Source organism: Lysinibacillus sp. JNUCC-52 (genome assembly GCF_015999545.1).
In the GTDB taxonomy this organism is placed as follows: domain Bacteria; phylum Bacillota; class Bacilli; order Bacillales_A; family Planococcaceae; genus Lysinibacillus.
Map to the genome: position 1 here is coordinate 3,199,147 of NZ_CP065546.1, position 24,229 is coordinate 3,223,375.

Sequence of the window (24,229 nt, forward strand, 5' to 3'; positions counted from 1 at the left end):
TTACGCTAATGGTGGGCGCACTGTAAGTCGCAACCCTGGCGATGCACGGTTTTGATCCTTTTGTCTAGTTTCTTGGACTATAGCTTTAGTCGATGTTAAACCGACAAGTTGTTGTACTATCCTTATGAAAACAGGGGAGACGCAACCGTCGTAGCGGAAATCAACAACATAAAAAGTGTTAGATTGACTCCAGTCAATCTAACACTTTTTTCTTTTGTCTCGGCATCCAGGGAACATTATTAAGTAGCTACAATACTGGTGTTAACAAACGCGAAATAGATTCCTTGAACTTAATCATGTTCGATCGATTTTGATACATTTCCCACGTTAATTCCGTGCAATCTAAAATATCCTTTTCAAATAGCTCTGCTAATTGATGTGAAATCGTTGAATCATAAATAAATGCATTCACTTCGAAATTTAAACTGAAACTTCGTACATCAATATTGGCAGTTCCAACTGTAGACGCTTCATCGTCAATAATAATGGCTTTAGCATGAATAAATCCTTTTTCATAAATATAAACTTTTGCCCCAGCGCGCAGTAGCTGCCCCACATAAGAGTATGTAGCCCAATAAACAAACATATGATCCGGTTTATTTGGAATCATTATACGAACATCAATACCTGAAAGTGTAGCAATTTTAATGGCATCTAAAAAACTAACATCTGGAATAAAATAAGGAGTTTGAATATAAATATATCTTTTCGCCATATTAATAAGTTTTAAATAACCTATTTTAATTTGTTCCCACTCAGAGTCTGGACCGCTTGAAACGATTTGTAAGCCTACATCACCTTTTTTCGGAATCGCTGGGAAGTAGCGATCTGAATAGCCCATTTTTTGCTGTGCACAAGCTTGATTCCAATCTAGCAAAAAGCGTGTTTGTAGCGGATGGACGGCACTACCTTCAATGCGTAAATGAGTATCTCTCCAATAGCCAAATTTCTTTTGGAGTCCAAGATATTCATCTCCTACATTAAAGCCACCAATATAACCAATACGACCATCAATAACTACGATTTTACGGTGATTTCTAAAATTTAGACGTGGATTGAGTAGTGGGAATATGGAGGGGAAGAACACTTCAACCTCACCGCCCGCTGCAAGAAGTTCTTTGAAATGTCTTCTTTTAACATTGCGGGAGCCCATTTCATCATACAAGAGCCTCACTTTTACCCCTTGTTTTGCCTTTTTGATCATTGCGTCGACAAGACGCGTACCTAAATTATCTAAACGAAAGATATAATATTGAATGTGGATATGGTCTTTTGCTGCTTCAATATCTCTTATTAGCTGTTCAAACTTGTCCGCACCATCATCAAAAATAGCAATATGGTTGTCTTGTGTTAGTACGGCATTATTCGTTTTTAAATGCATGTAAATCATCTCTTTATAATTTTCAGCATTTTCAATGCGAAACTCGAATGTATCCTCTCGAATCGTATCAATTTGGTAGCTAATCAGGTTATCTATCCCAATATCTTTGCGTCCTTCCCACCGAAACAAATGCTTCTTCCGCAGTTGCCTGCCGACTAGTAAATATAAAATAAATCCAACTAATGGCAAGAAAAATAGGACAAGAATCCATGCCCATGTAGAAGTGGCATCTTTACGTTCTAAAAAAATAATGGTCATCGCTGATAAGATGTTAAAGATTAATACTAAAGGTACTAGATATTCTACATCTGTAAAAATGCTCATTCCTGCACCCCTCTACTATATTTCATATAATACTTAGTATAGCCTACTTTTCAGGTGGAAAGAAAGAAGAGTCCGCTATTTGTTGTTACCATAGAAAAGATTACCCCAAAATATGAAGAGGTAATCCATAGCACTTCTATAAATTGATGAAAAAACAATGCTAGAGTCTTGTCAGGACAGCGAGCACTATAACGAACAAAGCGGCAAGCCTTCATGTCGTATGGCTTGCCGATTATGTTTCTGTCGATAAGCCGCTTCAAAAGAGAAGGGGACTCTCACTAGCTTAGGAATAATATTCCCATTGAAATAATATATCCGAAAAATCTTGTTGTAGCAGTTTTTCACGATTAATAAAAAACTTCCCTACGCCACTATCTGCCCACATAATACCGAACTCATCATTAGAATCAATCTGTAGTAAAAGGACATCATAGCGTTGTAAGAGCTGTGACGTATGTCGAATGTCCTCATCTAAAAAATATGCATAACCACCTATTTTTGCTCCTGCACCTAAAAAATGCTGTAAATATATTTCGTGCAAATTAACATCATAATTTAGAGTAGCTATTAGGCTAGGTAAATGATGCACAGCTCGATAATCTAACGCAGAAACAGGTTCTAACGTGGAGTGGAATTGTAATGCTAACTCCTCATTAATAGGAAACCAATTATTTGAGGAATGTGATTGGTGATGGTGTGTTGTCATAGTAATGTTGGATTCTACTGTCGGGTAAAATCGTACCTTATAAAACTGTTGAAAAATATCTTCTTTATAATACGCTGCATTGGCAAAAATATTAGATGATATAAAAAATTGCAAAATCCCTTGTGTAGGAAAACCTTGTATTTGCGGTACTTCTGCAAAATTTATTTGAGCTAATAAACGCATAGATTCACCAGTAATGTCTTTTGGAAGTGTTTGATAATATGGTAAATAAGGTTCACCGGCAAATTTACTTTCTGTTAATGAAGTTGTTCGTTTAGCTGGCGAAATAATAATCGCTGGAAGCAGCGAACTTTCAATTTCAGAACGTAATGGGTAGAGCTCTTTAGGTAGTGACAAATTTATCGTTTTGTTCATGCGGTGTCCTCCGAGTTTACACTTTCAAACATCAATGCCTTTAACAAATAAAATTAAAAACGTCTGTTATTATAAGATACGACATTTTGTAAGTAAATTATTCAAAGCGTAAAGTTTTATTTGATGCTCGATAAATAAACATCAAACTAATTGAGATAATGGCGATTGCAGCAGCGATGTAGTAACCAAGATTCGATTCCACTGTAAATAACCACGTGAAAAATAGAGGACCGAGAATACGTCCTAAATTGTCCATAGAATAAGAAAGTCCTGCTGCTGTTCCGTATTGGCCACCTGATTCTTTGGAGGACAGTGACACAACGCAAGTTCTTGCAAGGGCATTTCCAGCTGTAAATACACAAAGTGCAAATCCTGCCATCAATAGATTGCCCGTTAAAGTAAATAAAAGCATACCGATTGCAGTAACGATTTGAGCTCCGATAAGCCATGACGTTTCCGAACCATTTTTAATACGACGAACAACGCCTCCTTGTATGGCAGCATCTACAAAGCCACTAAACATAAATAAATAGCCAATTTGCAATGGTGTGATCTGAATACGATCAATTTGGAAAAGCTGGAATGTTGCTTCTACTCCTGCGAGCATAAAAGTTACTAAAAATGAAAACATAAATAAATAACGAACACGGTATTGCAGCATTTTGCCAACACCTTTTGGTACAATTGCTCGTTTTGTTACATCTTTTCGTTTTTCTGGTTCTTTTAAGACGAAAATTGCATAAATAAATAATAGCGCAATTAAAACTGCTGATGCGATGAATGGTAATTGCAAGCTATAATGACCTAGCATGCCGCCAATTGCAGGACCAAAGATAAAACCTAGACCGATGGACATGCCCATGAAACCCATGTATTTATTACGATCTTCCTCGCTCGACATGTCACCGATAAATCCTGTTACCGCTGTATAGAGTGCACCTGAGAATAAGCCACCAACTATTCGTGATACGTATAACATCGTTAAATTATCAATAAAAATTGAAAAAATGATAAAGCTGAGACTGAATCCAACCAATCCCGTCAAAATAAGTTGCTTACGTCCGACTTTATCGGATAGCTTTCCCCAAAGTGGTGCAGTAAAAAAACTTGCAAGTGAATACACTGTCAGTAAACCGCCTACATGAATGTTTTGCCAGTCGTGTTGCACGATGACTTCAGGTAAGACTGGAATAATAATTCCGAAGCCTAAGTAGACGAGAAATTGTACTGACATTAAGAGTAAAATTGGTTTTATCATTTAATTTCCTGCTTTCTTACAATATTTCAGTATGTATATTCTACCTCTCTTGTTCTTGCTAATACAAGGAAACGGAGGAAAAGCATTATTGTTAGCTAATGTAAAAAAGTTTTTTTAGTCTTTTTTATTTCGCTTAGCGGTTATTCCACAATAAATATTCCTTCTTCTATACCCTCCTTTGGTAGAGGTTTTAACTGGTCCCAACTATCCATATTGAATGAAAAAAATAATGAGGAAATATGAATAGAACCTATGAGATGTGCAAAGAATATAGTTAAATCAAATCAGTTTTTTTTGCCGTACAAAATGGTCATTAAACATAATTTACATTGTAACAAAATTGAAAAATATTAAAGACGAGTTAAATGGTATGATAGATATAAATAGACTTGTCTGACATCTATAACATAGAATATTGAAACTTTTTTGGAAATAAAACGTTATATAAAATCGAGGAAAGATTGAGGTGGAATGTATGACGAAGGAAGTAGATTTGAAAAAGATTGTTTCGAATTTATCGAAGTTGGGTGTGACTGCCACTGTAACGAAGTCTCGACTTGAACTTTTAAAAGTGCTCACACCACCAACGCAAACTCCGCAAGTTCAAGCTTAACTCGTTTTACAAAAAAAGAATGGATCGTCTTTTAAAATGAAGACAATCCATTCTTTTTTATTTCAGTTTTTAATCATCTTCATCGTGCGTTGTAAACATGTAAGTACGATAATGGAAACGCATGCTAAAGACCAGTCCAATGGCGAGCGCATTGCCCATTAGTGAACTTCCTCCATAGCTAATGAATGGAAGTGGAATACCTGTAATTGGTAATAATTGAATTGTCATGCCTATATTTTCGAATACGTGGAAGGTAATCATTGCAATAATTCCTGCACATACATAAGTTGAAAAAGGATCTTTTAACAAAAGAGTCGTTTTTGTTAAATGATAGATTAACAAAAAGAAAATACAGATTACGATACTTGCACCAATAAATCCCCATTCCTCACCAATGACGGTAAATATGAAGTCCGTATGATTTTCTGCTACGTATACTTCGCGACCACGGAAACCTTTACCGAAAATTTCGCCAGAACCTATGGCGTTTAAGGAAGTGATTAAATGGTAGCCATCACTAGAAGAATATGAATAAGGATCTAGCCAAGAATAAATTCTGGCAAACTGGTAAGCTTTAAAGCCAAATGTTTTTTCTAAAAAGTCCTGCATGTAAAGCGCCATCCAAAGGAGACTTCCCCCGATAACTGCGCCCCCTAAAAAAGTAGGTAATATAATCTTCCAAGAAATACCTGCTACAATGACAAGTGCTGCGGTAATTGCAAAGAAAACGAGTGCAGATCCAAGGTCAGGCTGTTTCATAATAATACCAAGTGGTATAATCAACGTTATACCGATTTTGCCTAGTAAAATGAAGTCTGATTTTATAGATCTTAAAGAATAAACTTCATGGTGCTTACTAATAAGTCGCGCAAGTGCTAAAATATAAAAAGTTTTCATAAATTCGGAGGGCTGGATATTGCCGAGCGGTGTATGGAACCAGCTTTTTGCTCCATTTACAGGCTCACCAATCTGACCTTTTCCTTCCGGCATGAAAATAAGTAAAACTAAAAGGGCGATCCCTGCTCCATACATATACCAAGCCATTTTTTTATATTGATCGGGTTCGAAAAACATAATGACACCGATAATAACTGCACCAATTACATACCACTGTAACTGCTTTGGTACGTAGTTAATGCCGTATTGTCCAGAAGTTTGCGCAGATGCAATAGCTAACAAACTAATGACAAGGAAAGTGAAAAGTATAAAAGCGAGCGTCCAGTCAAAACGGTTCACGAAATTTCGTTTATTTTCCATAAAAGCCACCTAAAATAAAATAGTTTAAAGAGATGCGTACATACGCATGTTGAACATTAACATTATAACGCAAAAAACAATTTTACGCCTGAGTATATTGTTCTGACGACAAATAGCATAAAATGTTTCAAAAAATGATGATTAGTTTTATAATGAAGTGAAGAATGGGGTGATGGTTGTGGCTAAGAAATTAAAGTCAGCTGAAGATTTTATGTATCATATATATGTTCATATGAACGATGTCGATAAATTTGTTATTTTTAGCGGGCTTAAGCTTTCGCAATTTGTGGCTGCTTTAGATCCACTGCATCACTTACTTTTACTTAAGCATTCCTATGAAGATGGATCATTTAATATGCATACACAGTTTGATTATGTACCAGACGAGGAGGTTCCTCGTTTTGTAAAAAAGGCTACAGAGTCAAAGGAATTGTGTTGGATAGACTTTATGGATGAAAAGAGGCTAGATCAGCTGACTGCAATGGAGCAAGGAGAACTGCTTTACATTAGCCATAAAAAAGAACCGATTACATCGCCATTTTTTAATAAACTGCAAAATCGGTTTGTGTATTGTTCTTCGGATGTAGAAAAAATGACAAAGATTTATTTTCGCCATTTAAGTGATTCGGATTTACTTGTTGCAAATGTCATTAACTCGTTAATTCGTGAGAAAGAACGAAGCACGGGTTTTTGGAGACGGAAAGTAAAATCAAGTATTCCTTGTCTTACACCAGAATTTTTGAGAGCTTATCGTTCTTTTGCTAAGGATGGTGCATTGTTATCACTATATCGCATCGAGAAGCCGAAAGCTGCATATGGTATAGAAATTCGTAATTTATCAGATTATAACTTCCCAGATGAAGTCTGGGATGATTTAAATACAATTTTGAAAAACGAACACGATGAATTGATTCAAATTATTTAGCGCTATTTAGCAGGTATTTCACCAGCCAAATATCAAGGGAACCGAAGCAAGTGATAGTCTGTCATTTACTTAGGTGATAACTTTTGAATGAATAAGGCACTCAAATCTCACCGTAATTTTGACGGTGAGATTTTTATGTCATTTGTCAAGACGTTTCGTGATAAACTAATAATACTCAAGAAGTATGTGGAGGGCACAAAAATGAAAAAAAGAATCGGTTTATTATACGGCGGAAAATCAGCGGAGCATGAAGTGTCATTGTCGACAGCGTGTGCGGTCACTGGAGCTTTGAATTTCGAGGAGTATGAGATATATCCGATTTACATTACACAAAGTGGGGAATGGCGACGCGGGGAGCGTTTAGAAAAACCTGCAAGCTCGATTGAAGAATTGCAATTTGGTGATGATGCCATTGTTTTAGAAAATAATATTACAGCATTTTTAATCGATCAAAATGGCGCAGCAGTACAATTTGATGTTATTTTCCCTTTACTGCACGGCACAAATGGGGAAGATGGAACCGTACAGGGCTTACTTGAAGTATTAAATCTTCCGTATGTCGGAAATGGTGTATTGGCGTCATCAGCAGGTATGGATAAAGTGATTATGAAGCAATTGTTTGAAATTGCGGGTTTACCACAAGTGCCATATACGTACTTCATTCGCAGTGAATGGACTAATGAGCAAGAGACTATTTTAACGCGCTGTGAAGAAACATTGGCTTGGCCGATGTTTGTAAAGCCTGCCAATTTAGGATCAAGTGTTGGCATAAGTAAGGCTTCAAATCGTCAAGAGCTTATGAAAGCGATTGAGGTGGCTTTGCAATTTGACCGTAAAATTGTAGTGGAGCAAGGAATTGTAGCACGTGAAATTGAACTAGCTGTACTGGGCAATGATTATCCAGAAGTTTCAGTGCCAGGTGAGATTAAACCTATGACTGAATTTTATGATTACGACTCGAAATATAAGGATGGCTCAACGGCGCTTATTATTCCTGCAGAGCTACCTACAGATGTTGTAACAAGCTTAAAAGAACATGCAAAAAGCGCGTTTAAAATTTTAGATGGAAGCGGTTTAGTACGTGCAGACTTCTTTGTTACGGCAGATCATGACATATATATTAACGAAGTAAATACGATGCCAGGTTTTACGCCTGTAAGTATGTATCCGCTTCTTTGGCAACATACAAATGTAAGCTATCCAGAGCTTATTAATCGACTGATTGCGCTAGCACTTGAGCGTTATGAGGAAAAACAACAGCTTCAATATAAAAAAGACTGAGTGGGATTATTGTGAAAAAGACATTAAAACAATTAGCAGCATGGTTGAATGTTGAGGAGCCAGCTTTTGGAGAGACGGTAGTAACTGGTATATCTATTGATACAAGAACAATCAATCAAGGAGATTTATTTGTACCATTTCGTGGAGAAATGGCAAATGGTCATAAGTTTGTACAACAAGCTTTTGAAAAAGGAGCTGGTGCTTCGCTTTGGCAAAAAGATGAACCGAATCCACCAAAGGGTGTTCCGTTATTATTTGTCGATGACCCAGAGCTGGCATTACAGCAAATGGCACGTGCTTATCGTGACGAGCATAAGGCAACTTTTATTGGCATTACAGGCTCGAATGGTAAAACGTCAACAAAGGATATTTTAGCAGGTACGCTTGCTCCGTTTTTTAAAGTGCAAAAAACGATTGGCAATTTTAATAACCAACTAGGTTTACCGATTACGATTTTACAGCTTGATGAGGATACAGACGTTGCAGTACTTGAGATGGGCATGAGTGGCTTTGGTGAGATTGAATTTTTAACAAAATTAGCTCGACCTCATATAACGGTAATTACAAATATTGGCGAGGCGCATATGCAGGATTTAGGCTCTCGTGCGGGCATTGCTAAAGCGAAGTTTGAAATTATTCAAGGCATGCAGAAAAATGGTGTCCTTTTTTATGATGGTGACGAACCATTGCTAAAAGAACTTGTTGCAAAAGAGCAAAATTTAAATGCGAAGGCATTTGGTTTAGAACGAGGCGATTTGTTATATGCTGACAATATTGAGGCAACAGCCAATGGAAGTAGCTTTACAACGCACGGCGCGATTGAAGGGGATTTCTTTATCTCAGTTCTTGGTAAGCACCAGGTGAAAAACACATTGATTGCAATGCTTATCGCCCAAAAGCTAGGGTTAAATGATGAACAAATTCGCGAATCGTTAAAAGGTGTCACATTAACAGATATGCGCATGCAACAAGTATATGGAAATCAAGGTGCATTATTTATTAATGATGCCTACAATGCTGCACCTACATCTGTAAAGGCTGCTATTCAGTTTATTGCAACAACGACGATTCGTCCTGAAAAGTGGCTTGTCTTAGGGGATATGCTCGAGCTTGGAGCGAATGAACAAAGCTTCCATGAAGACTTATCACTAGCTATTCATGAAGGTGAGATTGACTACGTTTGTTTATATGGTCCACGTATGGCCTATTTATATGAAGTGTTAAAAGAACGTTTTGATGCTGATCATTTACTATATGAGCAAGATGATTTTGCACCAATTATTGCAAAGCTTCAACAGGCTACGGAGCAGTCCATCGTTTTATTAAAGGGCTCACGTGGCATGAAGCTAGAAACGATTTTACAAGCATTTACTTCATAATTTATTATAATGAATAGTTACCGACAGGGTAAAAATCCGCTTTTGCTGTAATAGACATCATATGCGGGTTTTTACCTTTTTTGAAAAAATCATAATGGCGGGCTATATTGCTCGTAAAACGTCCACTTTTTTAGAGGTGAGAGTAATGGCAATAGGTGTATTATGTTTACATGGATTTTCAGGTGGGGCTTATGAAGTAGAGCCTTTTACCGCTTATTTACGTGCTAATACAAATTGGTTAATCGAAGCACCTACTTTATCAGGACATGGGGAAGAACTGAATATGAAAGGTTTTACAGCACAGCATTGGTTAATGGATGCCGAGTTGGCTTTTCGAGCGCTTTCAAAAAAAGTCGAGGAAATTATTGTTGTTGGTTTTTCAATGGGCGGAATTATTGCGCTCTACTTAGCAAAGCGATATAAAGTGAAGAAGCTCGTACTGCTCAGTGCGGCAGCTAAATATGTAAGCCCTAAGCAACTCGTAAAGGATTTTAAAATGCTGGCGACTGAGGCGTATCATCGAAACCTTTCTAATAATGAGCTGTATTTGAGATATCGACATAAGTTTAATAATGTGCCATTATCAGCAACAATCGAATTTATGAAACTTGTTCAAAAGGTGGCGCCATATTATCAAGATATTAAAGTGCCTGTTTATATTATTCAGGGGAAATTAGATGGGATTGTACCATATCATACCGCCCAATTTTTATTCGATCAATTAGCCTCCATGAATAAAAAGTTGTATTTTTCTGATAATGGAAAACATCATATTTGTTATTGTGAAGATTGTTTTGACTGGTTTACGAAGGTTTTAGCGTTTTTAAAAGAGCGATAAAGTAGTCAGATTATTACGACTCATGCGTTATCGTTGCATACGGTTCATTACCATGATAGACTAGTGTAAGCAATGGATACATTTTGTGCGAAGACTCTTCATAATTTGGTTGAAGAGTACTTTTTTTTGAACATAACGGTTTTATTCTAAGTGAATAATTACGCAGAATCAAACCGCTCGGTAAAGACCGGGCTTTCCTTTTCATATAAGAGAGCTCTACATGGAACTTTGTAGAGAAAATTTTTAAGTAACGGAAACGTTCCACAACACAGGCTCGAATTTGCCGACAACTTCATCTGAAAATGTAACCATTTGTCAACTTAAAAGGAAAAAAGGAGATTGAGAAGTTTGACAAATTTTTCAGAATTAAATATTAGCGAATCTACATTACGTTCAGTAAAACGTATGGGATTCGAAGAAGCAACACCAATCCAAGAGGGAACTATTCGTTTTGCCATTGAAGGTCGCGATGTATTAGGTCAAGCGCAAACTGGTACAGGTAAAACTGCCGCTTTTGGTATTCCACTTATCGAGAAAATCGATCCTAAAAACCCTAATATCCAAGCATTAGTAATTGCTCCAACTCGTGAATTAGCGATTCAAGTTTCAGAAGAACTATATAAAATCGGTTACGACAAGCGTGTGAAATTATTATCAGTTTACGGTGGTCAAGAAATCGGCCGTCAAATTCGTGCACTGAAAAATAAACCACAAATTATTGTTGGGACACCAGGTCGTATTTTAGACCATATTAATCGTCGTACTTTAAAACTAGAAGATGTTCAAACACTTGTATTGGACGAAGCAGATGAAATGTTAAACATGGGCTTCATCGAAGACATTAACTCAATTTTAGAAAACGTACCTGCTGAGCGTCAAACATTATTATTCTCAGCTACAATGCCACCAGCAATCCGTAAAATTGCTGAAACATTTATGCGTGAACCTGAAATTGTAAAAATTAAAGCAAAAGAATTAACAGTGGATAACATTGAACAATTTTTTGTAAAAGCTGCTGAACGTGAAAAATTCGATGTTTTATCTCGTCTATTGAATGTTCACCAACCAGAATTAGCAATTATCTTTGGACGTACAAAACGTCGCGTAGATGAGTTAGCACAAGCTTTATCAATCCGCGGATACCTTGCAGAAGGAATTCACGGTGATTTAAGCCAAGCAAAACGTATTTCAGTATTACGTCAATTTAAAGAAAATAAAATTGATATCCTAGTTGCAACAGATGTTGCCGCTCGTGGTCTTGATATTTCAGGCGTTACACATGTATATAACTTTGATATTCCTCAAGACCCTGAGTCTTACGTTCACCGTATCGGTCGTACTGGCCGTGCAGGAAAATCAGGTCTTGCAGTAACGTTTGTAACACCTCGTGAAATGGGTTATTTACGTATCGTTGAAGAAACAACGAAAAAACGTATGACACCACTTCGTCCACCAACAAATGACGAAGCTTTAGTAGGTCAACAACGTTTAGCTATTGAGACGCTTGAAGGTATTATTTCAACTAATAACTTAGGTGATTATCGTACATTAGCTACAGAAGTTCTTGAAAACCATGATGCAATTGATGTAGTAGCTGCTGCATTACGTTCATTAACAAAAGAGCCAGATGATTCGCCTGTTACAATTACAGAAGAACGTCCATTACCAATGCGCCGTGAGCGTTCTGGTGGCGGCGGCGGTCGCGGTGGTGATCGTAACGGTCGTAACAGAAACGGTGGCGGTCGTAGCTATGGCGGTAACCGTCGTGAAGGTAGTGGTGGCGGAGATCGTCGCAACAGTGGAGGCCGTCGTGAAGGTGGTCGTCGCGAAGGCGGAGCTCGCCGTGAAGGTGGACAAGGTCGTTCACGTGCACCACGTCGTCATGAAGACTAATTAATTTTTGAACCTTACAGTCAAATTGGCTGTAAGGTTTTTTTGTATTTATAATGAAACAAATTAGTGTTAGTGTACGTATACATAGGTAATTAAAAGAGGGGGAACAACATGAGAGCTGAACCAATTCATCAAATTTCTCGAAAAGGGTTAACGGTATGGCGATTGTATGGTGTTTTACAAACACTACTATTGTTAGTCATATCTGCTTTGGTATGTTACGGAACTTATTATTTTGAATGGCCTTCATTTATTTATATCATCGCAATTGCTGTTGTTTTATTAAGCGTTTTTTTATTGGTGTATTTATTTCCTAAGATCCGTTGGGAGCGTTGGCGATATGAAGTCCGTGAACATGAAATTGAAGTGCAACATGGATTATTTGTAGTAAAACGCACACTCATACCAATGGTACGTGTACAACATGTTGATACTACACAGGGACCAATTTTAAAAAGATATAGCTTAGGTAATATTTCAATCTCTACAGCTGCCACAGTACATACCATTCCTGCGCTTGTCATGAACGAAGCAGATGGACTTCGTGCGCGTATTTCGGAATTAGCAAGGGTGGCAGAAGATGATGTCTAATGAAATTTATCGTTTGCACCCTGTATCGGCTATTATTTCTAGTGTCAAAGCACTAAAAAGTATGATACTTCCTGTTGCTATTATTATTATTAGTAACGGTTTTAACTTTTCATTTAATTTCCGCAGCGAATATTTTTTTGAAACAGTGTTATTGTTTGGTGTGTGGGGAGTAGCGGCTGTGCTTGCGCTAGTTGGTGGTATCGTTAAATGGCGTACCTTTGTTTATTGGTTTGAGGATGGCGAATTACGGGTGAAGTATGGGTTATTCGTAAAAAAGAAGCGATATATTCCTTTTGAACGTATTCAAAGCTTAAATTATCATGAAGGTATTTTTCACCGTATCTTCGGTTTAGTAAAGGTGCAAGTAGAGACTGCAGGGAATAAGGGCGGTAAGCCAGAGGCAGAATTAACAGCTATTCGAAAAAATGCGGCAGATGTAATAGAGCAAGAAATGCGTCGAGCAAAAACGCAAGTAGCTAAACATCTAGACGAAGAACAATCACCTGAGCAGCAAGTCGGTGAAATAACGACTCCTGCAATTTATCATATGTCAATGCGGGATTTACTTGTGTTAGCAACGACTTCTGGTGGGATAGGCGTAGTGTTGTCTGGTCTTGCAGCAATAGTCTCGCAGTTTTCAGATATTATTCCCTATGATGAAGTCTTCCATGAACTGGCGGATTTTGCGAAGGTGGGGGCATTTTTAGTTGCCGTAATGGTTATGTTCGTCCTTATTGTTGCTTGGTTAGTATCGGTAGTCATCACACTTGTAAATTATTATGATTATACAGTTCGCATTGAAGATGAAAAGCTAATGATTACTAAGGGGTTACTGGAAAAGAAAAGAATTACACTACCGTTAAATCGAATACAGGCAATCCGAATTGTTGAAAATCCTTTAAGACAAGTATTTGGCTTTGCAACTGTTGTTGTAGAAAGTGCTGGTGGCAACGGTGAAAATGGTAGAGATAAGAAAATTGCATTGTTTCCACTAATTAAAAAGCAAGATTGTTTGCAAACATTAGTGCAACTTTTCCCTGAAATGAATTGGCAACCTGAATTTACAAGGGCTCCGAAACGAGCACGTCCATTTTTTTATCGCATCGACTTTTTCTGGCTTGTACCGATTATAGGTGCTTGTAGTTATTACTTCTATCCTTATGGGTTGTTGTCATTATTGTTAATTCCACTATCCATATTACTTGGCGTTTGGCAACATAGAACAGCAGGTTATATGATCGATGGAAAGCAACTTGCAATGCAATATCGTATATTCAGCCGTATTACATTGTTTATGGAGAAAAAACGGATACAATCTATGGAAAGTAGTCAAACGTATTTCCAAAAACGCAAGCAAGTAATGTCTATAAAAGCTACGGTAATGTCAGGGATGTCTGGTATGACGGGTAATGTACCAAGCATAGAGCAACGAGATGCCGAAACCATATTATCTTGGTATGAACATTAATAGAGAAATAAGCTAATCTTTACATGGAAATGTGGAGATTGGCTTTTTTTATATACGAAAATAGGGAAAACGCGTTTATAATAGAATAAATCGGCGAAAAGGGGTGGGATTAATGTTTAGATACAACATAAATGAACACACATATTTAAAAATGTTAGATTTAAGCGATGTAGATGAATTATTTGCATTAACGGATCGTTCGCGAGACACTTTACGTGAGTGGTTACCCTTTGTAGACAATGTGAGATCAGTGAAAGATACGGAGCATTTTGTACGAAATGCGATGCAACAATATGTTGATAATAACGGGATACAGGCTGGGATTTACTATGATGGTAAGTTAGCAGGCGTTATTGGTTATCACCAAGTAAATTGGCAACATAAATGGACGAGCATTGGCTATTGGCTTGGTAATGATTTTGTTGGCAAGGGGCTTGTGACGAATTCTATGAAGGCGTTCATCGATTTTGCTTTTGACTATTTAAAGTTACATCGTATTGAAGTACGAGTTGCAGTAGGAAATATTCGTAGCCGTACAATTCCAAAAGTATTAGGTTTTAATGAAGAAGGACGGTTACGGGATGCTGAATGGTTATACGATCATTATGTAGATCAAGTCGTATATGGGTTAACCGCAACAGAATGGAAAAAAATAAAAATGGCTAAAGAGGATACAGTTGTACTATAATTTCAACGATACCATAACAGTGAGGTAACGTTTGTGAGCTAAAAAAGAGGACTAGCCCAAAGTGATGAAGATATCACAGTTTGGGTTAGCTCCTCTTTTTATAAGCTATTTGCCAGCCATTTTTTGCTTGCGCCAGCTTAAAATTCTTGTGGGATGTAAGTAAATAAGACCGAGAATGAAACCTGTCACTAAACCACCTATATGGGCATAAACATTTACATTGGACTGTAAGAAAGTCATGATGACACTGATGACGATAATCGGCAATATAAGCTTACGAAGCATTGGCATCGTGCGACGAGTATAGTAAACAAGAGCACCGAATGCTCCAAAAATCCCGAAAATTGCACCACTTGCGCCAAGGCTTGCATAGCTTCCATCATTAAGCATAAAGGTTGCCATGTTACCTACGATGCCAGATAATAAGTAAATCGTAATGAAACGTGCTTTACCAGCAATTTTTTCGAGTTCTGGTCCAAATAAAAACAGAGAAAACATATTAAATAGCACATGCATAAAGTTTGCATGCAAAAACATGGCTGAGAATACTCGCCACCATTCACCGCTTTGTATGAGGAAATTGACTTGAATCCCATAGTTCCACAGCAGCTCCCCTATAATGGGAATAAGGGTTAATACATAAAGAATTAGATTCACAGCTATTAATGTTGAAACAACAGGGTAATAACTTGTATATTGCTTAAAATTTTCTGTTCTACTAAACATAGCTCCACCTCAATTTACAATTATTATACATGGCTTTTTGGAAATAAGAAAAGGAGAAGTTCATATGATTAAAGGAATAGGTCTCGACATTGTAGAAACCGAGCGTATTGTGAAGGCAATGACACGGACGGATAAATTTAAAGACCGAATATTATCAGAGAAAGAAAGAGCACTATTTGCTTTGCATACGGAATCTCGCAAAGTAGAATTTTTAGCAGGACGATTTGCGGCAAAAGAGGCTTTTTCAAAAGCGCTAGGCACAGGTATCGGTAAAGATTGTGCATTGCAAGATATTGAAATATTAAGAGGGGAAGCTGGTAACCCTGTTTTATATTTTAAAGGAGAGCCTGTGAATGGCTTTGTCAGCATCACGCATTCTAAGCAATATGCAGCCGCGCAAGTAATATTACTGTTGTAATAAAATATATTGCCTTTTCATCAAATGACATAACTGACACATACGGTTCATATATTGTCGTAGTGGATTTGAAAGAAGAAAGGGTGAAAGCGTGGGCAACCGTTTAGTTACTTGGCTCGTCTTAATTTGTGCGATATTACTTCTGTCGGCGTGTGGTACAGCCTCACAGGAAAAAGTGTTAAAGAAAGTTAATGGTAAATGGTCAGAGACGAATGGTTATGAGTTAGATGCTAAGATGGAGATTAAATCAGGTGGAGAACCTAGAACGTATGATGTTACAGTATGGCATACTAAGCCTGATTTCTATCGAGTGGAAGTAGTTGAAAGTGGAAAAGATGTTTCACAAATGATTGTGCGTAATGCTGATGGCGTTTTTGTAGTTACACCAACATTAAACAAAATGTATAAGTTCCAAAGTGATTGGCCAAAGAAAAATAGTCAGGCATATTTAATCGGAGCACTAGCAGAAGATTTAGCTGAAGATAAAAATTTAGTCATGAAAGAAGAGGACAAAGCATATATATTTGAAGCGGCTACTAGAAATAGCTATAAAAATAGTATGCCTCACCAAGTCATTACAGTGGATAAGAAAACTATGCTTCCTACGTCTGTAGTTATTATGAATGATGTTAAGGAAGAGCAAATCCGTATTACATTTAATAATATTAAATTAGGTGTACAACATGCTGCTAAAGAGTATGCTGTTGAGCAATTTACAGAATCAGATGATTCAAAAGGCGAACAAGCTGCACCTACAAATAAAGATGAAAAAGATGCAACAGATGATAAAGGTGCTAAAGGTGAAGATGGCGAAAAAGAGGCTGTTGGTGCAGAGGTAGAGTATGAGGAGTTCCAAACGCATTATCCAGTTGTCAATTTTGAGAACACTAAAATGACGGATGAAAAGGCTATTCGTGAGGGTGGCATGGATCGTGTTATTTTAACATTCGAAGGTGATAAAGCGTTCACAGTTATGCAACAACCAGTTATGAAGGAGACGTCTATGTTACCAGTTACGTCGCCTGGCGATCCTGTAGACTTAGGGTTTACAATCGGTGCTATTACCGATACGTCTATTAGCTGGGAAAAAGATGGAGTTGCATTCTTTGTAGCTTCTAGTAAATTAACTAGAGAAGAAATGATGGAAGTTGCCGCTTCCATGACGATAAGTAGTATGAAATAATATTTAAGCTACAGCTTTCTTTAGCGGAAAGCTGTAGCTTATTAGAAAAATGCACGTTTAATCACTACACTATTCTATCGATTAATACTATCTATAGAATAGTGTTATGTAATTTATAAAAAACGTACTGTTTTTTATAGGGAAAAAAAGGGAGATGGCAGCGCGTCGTCGAATTTAAGTAATTAGCTGTAAATTTTTAAGTAAGTGGAGCTAAGTATAATTCGAATTGTGGACGAGTATTACGCCTGAAATTTAACTTACATTTGCAGAAGTTCTCTACTTCGATAAGTGGAGGCTGAATGCACTGCATCAGTAGGAAGTTTTTCAATCCTTGCTGAATCAAGTTGAAGAACCCCGAAAGAAGTCATTAATATTGTAATCTGGATGTAATGAAGCCAAGGCATAATTGAATTGTTATATGGTAGTTTTTTCAATACATAACGGTTTAATAAATAAAAAAGAGGGTATTCTAATGGAGACACAGCAGCAATTTAGACCAACGAAAGCAATTGTAGACTTAAAAGCAATTCAGCAAAATATAAAAAAATTAAAAGAACTACTTCAACCAAATGTACAAATAATCGCAGTCGTAAAAGCCAATGCATACGGACATGGGGATATAGCAGTAGCTCAAGCTGCTTTGGAAGCTGGCGCAACGATGCTTGCAGTGGCTACACCAGACGAAGCATTACATATTCGAGCACATTTCGAAGAACCAGACATACTAATATTAGGAGCCTCGCCAGTAGCGTTTGCACCCTATGCAGCGCAACAGCGTATTACACAGACTGTATTTTCTAGTGAATGGATACAGCAAGCTTCAACGCTGCTAGCTGGTGAGGCAAATCCTTTACAACTACATATAAAGGTTGATAGCGGGATGGGGCGAATTGGGGTTCGCACAGAGCAAGAATTGCTAGAGGTATACGATACAATCCAGTCGACATACAATGTAGAATTGGATGGCATATTTACTCATTTTGCCACTGCCGATGAGGAAGAAACAGCTTATTTCGATAGTCAGGTACAATTATTTGAAAAGCTTATCTCTACATTACCTAAAAAACCTAGACTAGTACATGCATCGAATACAGCTGCGGCATTAGTGAAAGATCATCATTTACACTATGACGCTGTCCGTTATGGCATCTCTATGTATGGGTTAGCACCATCTTCTTACGTTGAAGGAATTTTACCATTCCAATTAAATCCTGCATTTTCACTTGAGAGTGAACTTGTGCATGTTAAGCAATTAAAAGCTGGTGATTCAGTAGGTTACGGAGCTTCGTTTATTGCCCAGACTGATATGTGGATTGGAACGATTCCAGTAGGCTATGCAGACGGTGTTATTCGTAAGTTAGCTGGACAAGAGGTACTTATAGACGGACAAAGAATGTCGATAGTCGGACGAATTTGTATGGACCAATGTATGGTTGCTCTACCAAAAGCATATGCTATAGGTAAGAAAGTAACGCTCATTGGTCGTCAAGGGCAGGAAGTTATTTCAATGGATGAATGGGCAGCGAAGCTCGAAACTATTAATTATGAAGTACCATGCATTATTACAGCCAGAGTTCCTCGAGTATACATTTAACTTGTTTTACAAAAGTTACTTTTAGAAGTATTAGTTAAATGAGTAGGTTGCAGTGTGGCTGAATCATCTTAATAGTTCCAGTGCTGGTGGAATTTTAACGACAGTTTTCAAGCAATCCATAAAAAGCCTGGACAATTATGCAGTAAAGCGTAATTGATAGTAGTTATAGCAGTCATCAAAAAAATAATTTCCTTTATACTTCGCAGTTATAGAATATTTGTCGAAATTACTAATTGTATGGGGAACTTAATCCTGTTCGGTTATAACGTAGGCATATAGAGGATTTAAGCAATAGGCACCGATGTCCTTTAGACATTTGGAAGCAGTATATACCATCGACAACCAACGAAATTTTACAATTTGTTCTTCAAATTGTCAGATATTTTGTCATTTCATGTCTTTTCAACAATATCTTTCAATGGTAGAATGAGTAGTAATGAAAAAGTGTATGGTTCCGTTGGAGGTGCTTGCTGTGTACGAGAAAAAGTTAAGAGAAGCTACAATTGCTGTTCAAGATAGACTGTTTCTACAAACAAAGGAAGTAATTGAAGGTGAATCTTTTGTGCGTTTTTTGTCGCGCAAAAATTTAATGCAGGAGCAACCAAATCAAATACGGGAAGCTATGATGAAAGGATATGTTGAAATGTCTCATATTAATCTGATGATTGCAAGTGAATGCTTGCACGCGGAATATGAAGCACAACATACGGTGGAGCGTCTCGTTAGCGGGGGATGACACTTTGAATGTAAAACGTGGTGACGTTTTTTTTGCAGATTTATCGCCGGTAGTTGGGTCCGAACAGGGTGGCACTAGGCCGGTATTGATTATTCAAAATGATATTGGAAATCGATTTAGTCCAACTGTCATCATCGCAGCAATTACTGCACAGATTCAAAAGGCAAAGTTACCGACACATGTTGAAATAAATGCTGAGAAGTATGGATTTGAACGTGACTCGGTCATTTTGCTTGAGCAAGTACGTACAATCGATAAGTCTAGATTGACTGATCGTATTACACAGCTCGATCATGCAGTGATGGAAAAAGTGGATGGAGCGTTGATGATTAGTTTAGGGCTAGTTAAATTTTGATATACATATGTGTATAGAAACATCAGGGATTTTACATCCTGGTGTTTTTTTATTTATTTGCGTTATCATAAAGTTAGTTTACTATTTAATAGTATTAATAGAATGAAAAAAATTGCAAGTCATATTGATTAATAAGTTTGTAGAAGATTGTTGAGGCTTTTCTATTACCTCAAAAAAAAATTACAGTTATGATATTAAATATAATTATTTATGTTTAACATCCGATAAATGTGGGAATAGAAAAAAAGTCGAATAAATATGGTGGAATAAATTTGGTGGAGGTGTGCTGTATGGACATGGTGGTACATTTTAAAAAAGAGGGTACGAAATTATATGGGTTTGTTGAAGGTGAGATTGATACGTATACAGCCTCAGGTCTTCGTGAGGAGCTAGAGGCAGTTAAGGTTACAAAAGGGATGGAAATTAAATTAGATTTATCGAAAGTAAATTATATGGATAGTACAGGACTAGGGATTTTTGTAGCTTTCTACAAAAGAGCTTTGCGTGAAGAAGGTAAAGTGAAAATTGTTGGACTATCTAAACGATTACAAAGATTATTTGAAATTACTGGCTTAAGTGAACTGATGGATATTGAAACTGATAAAAAGGTGGAATTAAGCAATGAAGGAATTTGATTATATTGAAATAAGGGTTCCTGCAAAACCTCAGTTTGTCAGTGTCATTCGTTTAACTGTTTCTGGATTAGCGAATCGTATAGGTTTTAGCTACGATGAAATTGAGGATTTAAAGATTGCTGTTAGTGAAGCGGTAACGAATGTTGTGCACCATGCTTATAAAGATGCTGAGGAAGGCGAAATTGTAATAGGTTGTGCCCTTTATGAAAACAAGTTGGAAATGATGATTGCGGATTATGGAAACAGCTTTAATTTTGAAGAGGTTAAAACGAAAATAGGGCCTTATCATCCTGAAGATAGTATTGCAGGGCTTAGAGAGGGCGGTTTAGGACTTTATTTAATGGAAACTTTGATGGATGAGGTGATGATTAATAACGATGGTGGCGTAACTGTTTTCATGACAAAGTACGTCGCTAGGGAGCAGGTGGAAAAAAATGTCGAAAGAATCACTACATAAATCTTCTTCAAAGGAAGATGTATTAAAGTGGATAGCACAGTACCAAACAACTGAGGATGAAGAAGCACAAACCAATTTGGTTATTCATTATCGAAATTTAGTTGAATCCATCGCACGCAAATATTCGTATGGTAAATCTTATTATGATGATATTGTGCAAGTAGGAATGTTGGGGTTACTAGGTGCAATTAGACGTTTTGATGCAAGTTTTGGCCGCAGTTTTGAGGCATTTGCAGTACCAACTATTGTTGGAGAGATTAAGCGATTTTTACGAGATAAAACATGGGACGTACATGTGCCAAGACGAATTAAAGAGATAGGGCCACGTATTAAATCGACTGTAGAATCGTTAACAATAGAATTCCAACGCTCACCTTCTATTCAAGAAATTGCTGAGCGTTTAGAGGTACCAGAAGAAGAAGTTTTAGAAGCGATGGAGATGAGTCGCAGTTATCAAGCACTTTCAATGGATCATTCAATAGAATCAGATAATGACGGAAGTACTGTCACTCTAGCTGATATTATGGGTAAAGAAGATATGGGTTATGAAATGACCAATAGAAGGATGATTGTTGCTGATGCTATGGAAGTTTTAAATGAACGAGAAAAGCAAGTTATCCAGCTTACTTATCTAGAACAGCTTAGCCAAAAAGAAGCGGGAGAACAATTGGGCATTTCTCAAATGCATGTATCAAGAATACAACGAAAAGCAATTAAAAAATTACAAGAAGTCGTTCTTGCAAGTGGTAGTGTACCGCTGTGAGGATGACATGAAGGTGTTTATTACTAGCGGATTACTCCATCCGATAGCAATAAGCACCTTATATTTTTGTCTGCTTTTTCCATTAGATAGACTATCCTTGGTTTTTTATTGAAGTGTAGTGGTAAAATGAAAAGAAAAAAGGTAGTGATAATGTGGAACAAAAACAAATGTTACAGCTTATTGCAAAGGATGTAGCTATCAGACCAAATCAAGCAGAGGCAGTGATAAAATTATTAGATGAGGGCAACACCGTTCCGTTTATCGCGCGTTATCGAAAAGAGGCTACGGGTTCTTTGGACGAGGTGCAAATTAAAGCTGTAGAAGATCGTTACCATTACATACAGCAACTTGAACAACGTAAAGAAGAGGTTCTTCGTTTAATTCAAGAACAGGATAAGCTAACTCCTGAGCTTGAAAATGCTATCCAAATTGCGACTGTTCTACAGCGTGTTGAAGATTTATATCGTCCATATAAGCAAAAACGACGTACGAAGGCGACAATTGCAAAGGAAAAAGGATTAGAACCTCTAGCCGACCTTTTGCTAGAGTATCGTAATGGAGCATTAGACCAGTTAGCTCAAGACTTTGTAGACAATGAAAATGTTGCAACGGTAGAAGATGCATTAGCTGGGGCGCGTGATATTTTGGCGGAGCGCTTTGCTGATGATGCTGGGATAAGACAAAAAATTCGTGCCTTTTCTTGGAAAGATGGCGTGCTTGCAACAACATTAAAAAATGCGGAATTAGATGAAAAAAAGGTTTTTGAAATGTATTACGAGTATGAAGAACCTGTTAACCGTATTGTTCCTCACCGTATTTTAGCAGTGAATCGTGGGGAGAAAGAAGAGGTTATAAAGGTTGCGATACAAGTACCGATAGATCGCGTATTAATGATTATGTGGAAAGAATGGATACCTGCTACAGGTTCATCTCCTGCTATTGCGGAGGTGAAGCTTGCAATTGAGGATTCTTACAAACGTTTAATTCAGCCATCTATAGAAAGAGAGTTACGCAATGAATTAACAGAAAAGGCGGAGGCGCAAGCTATTCATATTTTCTCAGAAAATCTACGTAACCTTTTACTACAGCCGCCACTAAAGGGCAAATATGTATTAGGCGTGGACCCAGCTTATCGAACTGGTTGTAAATTAGCCGTTGTTGATGAAACAGGAAAAATGCTAGAAGTTACAGCGATTTACCCTCACCCACCAAAACCAGATGTGGCAAAATCAAAAGCTGTGGTGAAAGAAATTTTAGCGAAGTATCCTATTACGATTATTGCGATTGGTAACGGTACAGCCTCACGTGAAACGGAGCAGTTTATTGCTGATGTATTGAGTGAATTAAAAACAGATGTGGCTTATGTGATTGTTAACGAAGCTGGTGCATCCGTTTATTCAGCGTCAGAGATTGCACGTTCTGAATTTCCTGATTTACAAGTTGAGCAGCGTAGCGCCGTTTCGATTGCACGCCGTTTACAAGATCCGTTGTCAGAATTAGTGAAAATTGAGCCAAAAGCAGTAGGTGTTGGACAATATCAACATGATGTTTCTCAAAAGAAATTATCGGAGTCGTTATCATTTATAGTAGAAACAGCGGTCAATCAAGTCGGTGTTGATGTAAATACAGCGTCAGCTTCATTAATGCAATATGTTTCGGGCCTATCGAAAACGGTTGCTGAAAATATTGTGAAAGTACGAGAAGAAAATGGGCAATTTACAACGCGCTCACAGCTTAAGAAAATCCCGCGACTTGGTGCAAAAACGTATGAACAAGCAATAGGATTTTTACGTGTGCCTGAAGCGAAAAACCCATTTGATGCTACAGGTATTCACCCAGAGAGCTACAATATTGCTGAGCAAATTTTAGAAGTAGCTAATATAAATAAGAAAGAATTAGGAACACAAAAGGCAGAGGAAGCCATTGCATCCCTTAATGTTCAAGAATTAAGTAATGCATTAGGAATGGGCGTTGTTACTATTCAGGATATCGTGGATACATTAAAGAAGCCAAGTCGAGATCCTCGCGATGCCTTTCCACAACCACTACTTAAAACAGATGTATTAAAAATGGAAGATTTACAGGTAGGAATGGAATTACAAGGCACTGTACGTAATGTAGTCGATTTCGGTGCATTTGTTGATATAGGTGTTAAGCAAGATGGGCTTGTGCATATTTCGAAGTTGCAAAAGAAGCGCATTAAGCATCCATTAGAAGTTGTGGCGCTAGGTGATATTGTCACAGTTTGGGTGGAACAGATTGAGGTAAATAAAGGACGTATTTCGTTAACAATGTTACCTCCAGAAAAACAAACAATTGAAAAGTAGTAATAATTTACTGCCACACTGTCTATACTGCGCAGTGTGGTATTCTTATTGTTAGAGG

General features: G+C 37.4%; 23 protein-coding genes. 18 read left to right on the forward strand and 5 right to left on the reverse strand.

What is annotated here, in order from left to right; translation table 11 throughout:
* Positions 1-247 precede the first annotated feature (247 nt).
* The 3 genes from cls to JNUCC52_RS15865 form a co-directional block, all read right to left on the reverse strand.
* Positions 248-1,705 (reverse strand): cardiolipin synthase, encoded by a 1,458-nt coding sequence (gene cls / locus JNUCC52_RS15855; protein ID WP_228134195.1) that lies wholly within the window; start codon positions 1,703-1,705, stop codon positions 248-250.
* 283 nt (positions 1,706-1,988) lie between these two features.
* Positions 1,989-2,786, reverse strand: coding sequence for a YwqG family protein (locus tag JNUCC52_RS15860; RefSeq protein WP_337980314.1), 798 nt, complete (start codon positions 2,784-2,786; stop codon positions 1,989-1,991).
* Positions 2,787-2,883: 97 nt separating this feature from the next.
* Positions 2,884-4,044: an MFS transporter gene (locus tag JNUCC52_RS15865; RefSeq protein WP_337980315.1), complete on the reverse strand. Its 1,161-nt coding sequence runs from the start codon at positions 4,042-4,044 to the stop codon at positions 2,884-2,886.
* A gap of 475 nt (positions 4,045-4,519) precedes the next feature.
* On the opposite strand from JNUCC52_RS15865, the gene JNUCC52_RS15870 reads away from it, so the two are divergent.
* Positions 4,520-4,657: an Lmo0850 family protein gene (locus tag JNUCC52_RS15870; RefSeq protein WP_004232019.1), complete on the forward strand. Its 138-nt coding sequence runs from the start codon at positions 4,520-4,522 to the stop codon at positions 4,655-4,657.
* A 69-nt stretch (positions 4,658-4,726) separates the two neighbouring features.
* Here the strand turns inward: JNUCC52_RS15870 and JNUCC52_RS15875 are convergent, their stop codons facing one another.
* On the reverse strand, positions 4,727-5,914 hold the full coding sequence (locus tag JNUCC52_RS15875) for an FtsW/RodA/SpoVE family cell cycle protein (protein ID WP_228134192.1): 1,188 nt from the start codon (positions 5,912-5,914) through the stop codon (positions 4,727-4,729).
* Positions 5,915-6,086: 172 nt separating this feature from the next.
* On the opposite strand from JNUCC52_RS15875, the gene JNUCC52_RS15880 reads away from it, so the two are divergent.
* The 8 genes from JNUCC52_RS15880 to JNUCC52_RS15915 all read left to right on the forward strand — a co-directional run bounded on the left by JNUCC52_RS15880 (position 6,087) and on the right by JNUCC52_RS15915 (position 14,977).
* Positions 6,087-6,839: a hypothetical protein gene (locus tag JNUCC52_RS15880; protein WP_228134191.1), complete on the forward strand. Its 753-nt coding sequence runs from the start codon at positions 6,087-6,089 to the stop codon at positions 6,837-6,839.
* Positions 6,840-7,040: 201 nt separating this feature from the next.
* Positions 7,041-8,120 carry a D-alanine--D-alanine ligase gene (locus JNUCC52_RS15885; RefSeq protein ID WP_228134190.1) on the forward strand — a complete coding sequence of 360 codons (1,080 nt, stop codon included), beginning with the start codon at positions 7,041-7,043 and terminating at the stop codon, positions 8,118-8,120.
* A gap of 11 nt (positions 8,121-8,131) precedes the next feature.
* A complete protein-coding gene (locus JNUCC52_RS15890) occupies positions 8,132-9,499 on the forward strand; it encodes a UDP-N-acetylmuramoyl-tripeptide--D-alanyl-D-alanine ligase (protein WP_337980316.1) in 1,368 nt (455 codons plus the stop codon).
* Positions 9,500-9,644: 145 nt separating this feature from the next.
* Complete coding sequence (locus JNUCC52_RS15895) at positions 9,645-10,337, forward strand: alpha/beta hydrolase (RefSeq protein WP_337980317.1); 693 nt, start codon at positions 9,645-9,647, stop codon at positions 10,335-10,337.
* A 348-nt stretch (positions 10,338-10,685) separates the two neighbouring features.
* Entirely contained in the window at positions 10,686-12,230 is a 1,545-nt protein-coding gene (gene cshA / locus JNUCC52_RS15900) for a degradosome RNA helicase CshA (RefSeq protein ID WP_228134187.1), read from the forward strand.
* Positions 12,231-12,341: 111 nt separating this feature from the next.
* Positions 12,342-12,821, forward strand: a complete 480-nt coding sequence (locus JNUCC52_RS15905) for a PH domain-containing protein (RefSeq protein WP_228134186.1) — start codon at positions 12,342-12,344, stop codon at positions 12,819-12,821.
* Positions 12,814-14,289 (forward strand): PH domain-containing protein, encoded by a 1,476-nt coding sequence (locus JNUCC52_RS15910; RefSeq protein ID WP_337982232.1) that lies wholly within the window; start codon positions 12,814-12,816, stop codon positions 14,287-14,289. Before JNUCC52_RS15905 ends, JNUCC52_RS15910 begins: the two co-directional genes overlap by 8 nt.
* 112 nt (positions 14,290-14,401) lie before the next feature.
* The gene (locus JNUCC52_RS15915) at positions 14,402-14,977 is read left to right on the forward strand and encodes a GNAT family N-acetyltransferase (RefSeq protein ID WP_337980318.1); all 576 of its coding nucleotides are present in this window, start codon (positions 14,402-14,404) and stop codon (positions 14,975-14,977) included.
* Between the two features lie 105 nt (positions 14,978-15,082).
* Here JNUCC52_RS15915 and JNUCC52_RS15920 read toward each other — a convergent pair whose 3' ends face one another.
* On the reverse strand, positions 15,083-15,703 hold the full coding sequence (locus JNUCC52_RS15920) for a rhomboid family intramembrane serine protease (RefSeq protein WP_228134184.1): 621 nt from the start codon (positions 15,701-15,703) through the stop codon (positions 15,083-15,085).
* A gap of 64 nt (positions 15,704-15,767) precedes the next feature.
* Between JNUCC52_RS15920 and acpS the strand changes: the two genes are divergently transcribed.
* From acpS to JNUCC52_RS15965, 9 genes are all read left to right on the forward strand, one after another.
* Positions 15,768-16,121 (forward strand): holo-ACP synthase, encoded by a 354-nt coding sequence (acpS, locus tag JNUCC52_RS15925; protein ID WP_228134183.1) that lies wholly within the window; start codon positions 15,768-15,770, stop codon positions 16,119-16,121.
* A 91-nt stretch (positions 16,122-16,212) separates the two neighbouring features.
* Complete coding sequence (locus JNUCC52_RS15930; protein WP_228134182.1) at positions 16,213-17,304, forward strand: LolA family protein; 1,092 nt, start codon at positions 16,213-16,215, stop codon at positions 17,302-17,304.
* A gap of 472 nt (positions 17,305-17,776) precedes the next feature.
* The gene (alr, locus tag JNUCC52_RS15935; protein WP_337980319.1) at positions 17,777-18,898 is read left to right on the forward strand and encodes an alanine racemase; all 1,122 of its coding nucleotides are present in this window, start codon (positions 17,777-17,779) and stop codon (positions 18,896-18,898) included.
* A gap of 472 nt (positions 18,899-19,370) precedes the next feature.
* Positions 19,371-19,634, forward strand: a complete 264-nt coding sequence (locus tag JNUCC52_RS15940; RefSeq protein WP_139859927.1) for a hypothetical protein — start codon at positions 19,371-19,373, stop codon at positions 19,632-19,634.
* Between the two features lie 4 nt (positions 19,635-19,638).
* On the forward strand, positions 19,639-19,989 hold the full coding sequence (locus JNUCC52_RS15945) for a type II toxin-antitoxin system PemK/MazF family toxin (protein WP_008177055.1): 351 nt from the start codon (positions 19,639-19,641) through the stop codon (positions 19,987-19,989).
* A 290-nt stretch (positions 19,990-20,279) separates the two neighbouring features.
* Positions 20,280-20,624: an STAS domain-containing protein gene (locus JNUCC52_RS15950; RefSeq protein WP_139859925.1), complete on the forward strand. Its 345-nt coding sequence runs from the start codon at positions 20,280-20,282 to the stop codon at positions 20,622-20,624.
* Entirely contained in the window at positions 20,611-21,081 is a 471-nt protein-coding gene (gene rsbW / locus JNUCC52_RS15955) for an anti-sigma B factor RsbW (RefSeq protein WP_139859923.1), read from the forward strand. The genes JNUCC52_RS15950 and rsbW overlap by 14 nt, the downstream gene beginning before the upstream one ends.
* Positions 21,059-21,844 carry an RNA polymerase sigma factor SigB gene (gene sigB / locus JNUCC52_RS15960; RefSeq protein ID WP_139859921.1) on the forward strand — a complete coding sequence of 262 codons (786 nt, stop codon included), beginning with the start codon at positions 21,059-21,061 and terminating at the stop codon, positions 21,842-21,844. Before rsbW ends, sigB begins: the two co-directional genes overlap by 23 nt.
* A gap of 152 nt (positions 21,845-21,996) precedes the next feature.
* Positions 21,997-24,171 (forward strand): Tex family protein, encoded by a 2,175-nt coding sequence (locus JNUCC52_RS15965; RefSeq protein ID WP_337980320.1) that lies wholly within the window; start codon positions 21,997-21,999, stop codon positions 24,169-24,171.
* Positions 24,172-24,229 lie beyond the last annotated feature (58 nt).

Coding starts and splice junctions, on each gene's coding strand:
- cls (WP_228134195.1), bottom strand. CDS start 1,705: ATGAGCATTTTTACAGATGTAGAATATCTAGTACCTTTAGTATTAATC.
- JNUCC52_RS15860 (WP_337980314.1), bottom strand. CDS start 2,786: ATGAACAAAACGATAAATTTGTCACTACCTAAAGAGCTCTACCCATTA.
- JNUCC52_RS15865 (WP_337980315.1), bottom strand. CDS start 4,044: ATGATAAAACCAATTTTACTCTTAATGTCAGTACAATTTCTCGTCTAC.
- JNUCC52_RS15870 (WP_004232019.1), top strand. CDS start 4,520: ATGACGAAGGAAGTAGATTTGAAAAAGATTGTTTCGAATTTATCGAAG.
- JNUCC52_RS15875 (WP_228134192.1), bottom strand. CDS start 5,914: ATGGAAAATAAACGAAATTTCGTGAACCGTTTTGACTGGACGCTCGCT.
- JNUCC52_RS15880 (WP_228134191.1), top strand. CDS start 6,087: ATGGTTGTGGCTAAGAAATTAAAGTCAGCTGAAGATTTTATGTATCAT.
- JNUCC52_RS15885 (WP_228134190.1), top strand. CDS start 7,041: ATGAAAAAAAGAATCGGTTTATTATACGGCGGAAAATCAGCGGAGCAT.
- JNUCC52_RS15895 (WP_337980317.1), top strand. CDS start 9,645: ATGGCAATAGGTGTATTATGTTTACATGGATTTTCAGGTGGGGCTTAT.
- JNUCC52_RS15905 (WP_228134186.1), top strand. CDS start 12,342: ATGAGAGCTGAACCAATTCATCAAATTTCTCGAAAAGGGTTAACGGTA.
- JNUCC52_RS15910 (WP_337982232.1), top strand. CDS start 12,814: ATGTCTAATGAAATTTATCGTTTGCACCCTGTATCGGCTATTATTTCT.
- JNUCC52_RS15915 (WP_337980318.1), top strand. CDS start 14,402: ATGTTTAGATACAACATAAATGAACACACATATTTAAAAATGTTAGAT.
- JNUCC52_RS15920 (WP_228134184.1), bottom strand. CDS start 15,703: ATGTTTAGTAGAACAGAAAATTTTAAGCAATATACAAGTTATTACCCT.
- acpS (WP_228134183.1), top strand. CDS start 15,768: ATGATTAAAGGAATAGGTCTCGACATTGTAGAAACCGAGCGTATTGTG.
- alr (WP_337980319.1), top strand. CDS start 17,777: ATGGAGACACAGCAGCAATTTAGACCAACGAAAGCAATTGTAGACTTA.
- JNUCC52_RS15950 (WP_139859925.1), top strand. CDS start 20,280: ATGGACATGGTGGTACATTTTAAAAAAGAGGGTACGAAATTATATGGG.
- rsbW (WP_139859923.1), top strand. CDS start 20,611: ATGAAGGAATTTGATTATATTGAAATAAGGGTTCCTGCAAAACCTCAG.
- sigB (WP_139859921.1), top strand. CDS start 21,059: ATGTCGAAAGAATCACTACATAAATCTTCTTCAAAGGAAGATGTATTA.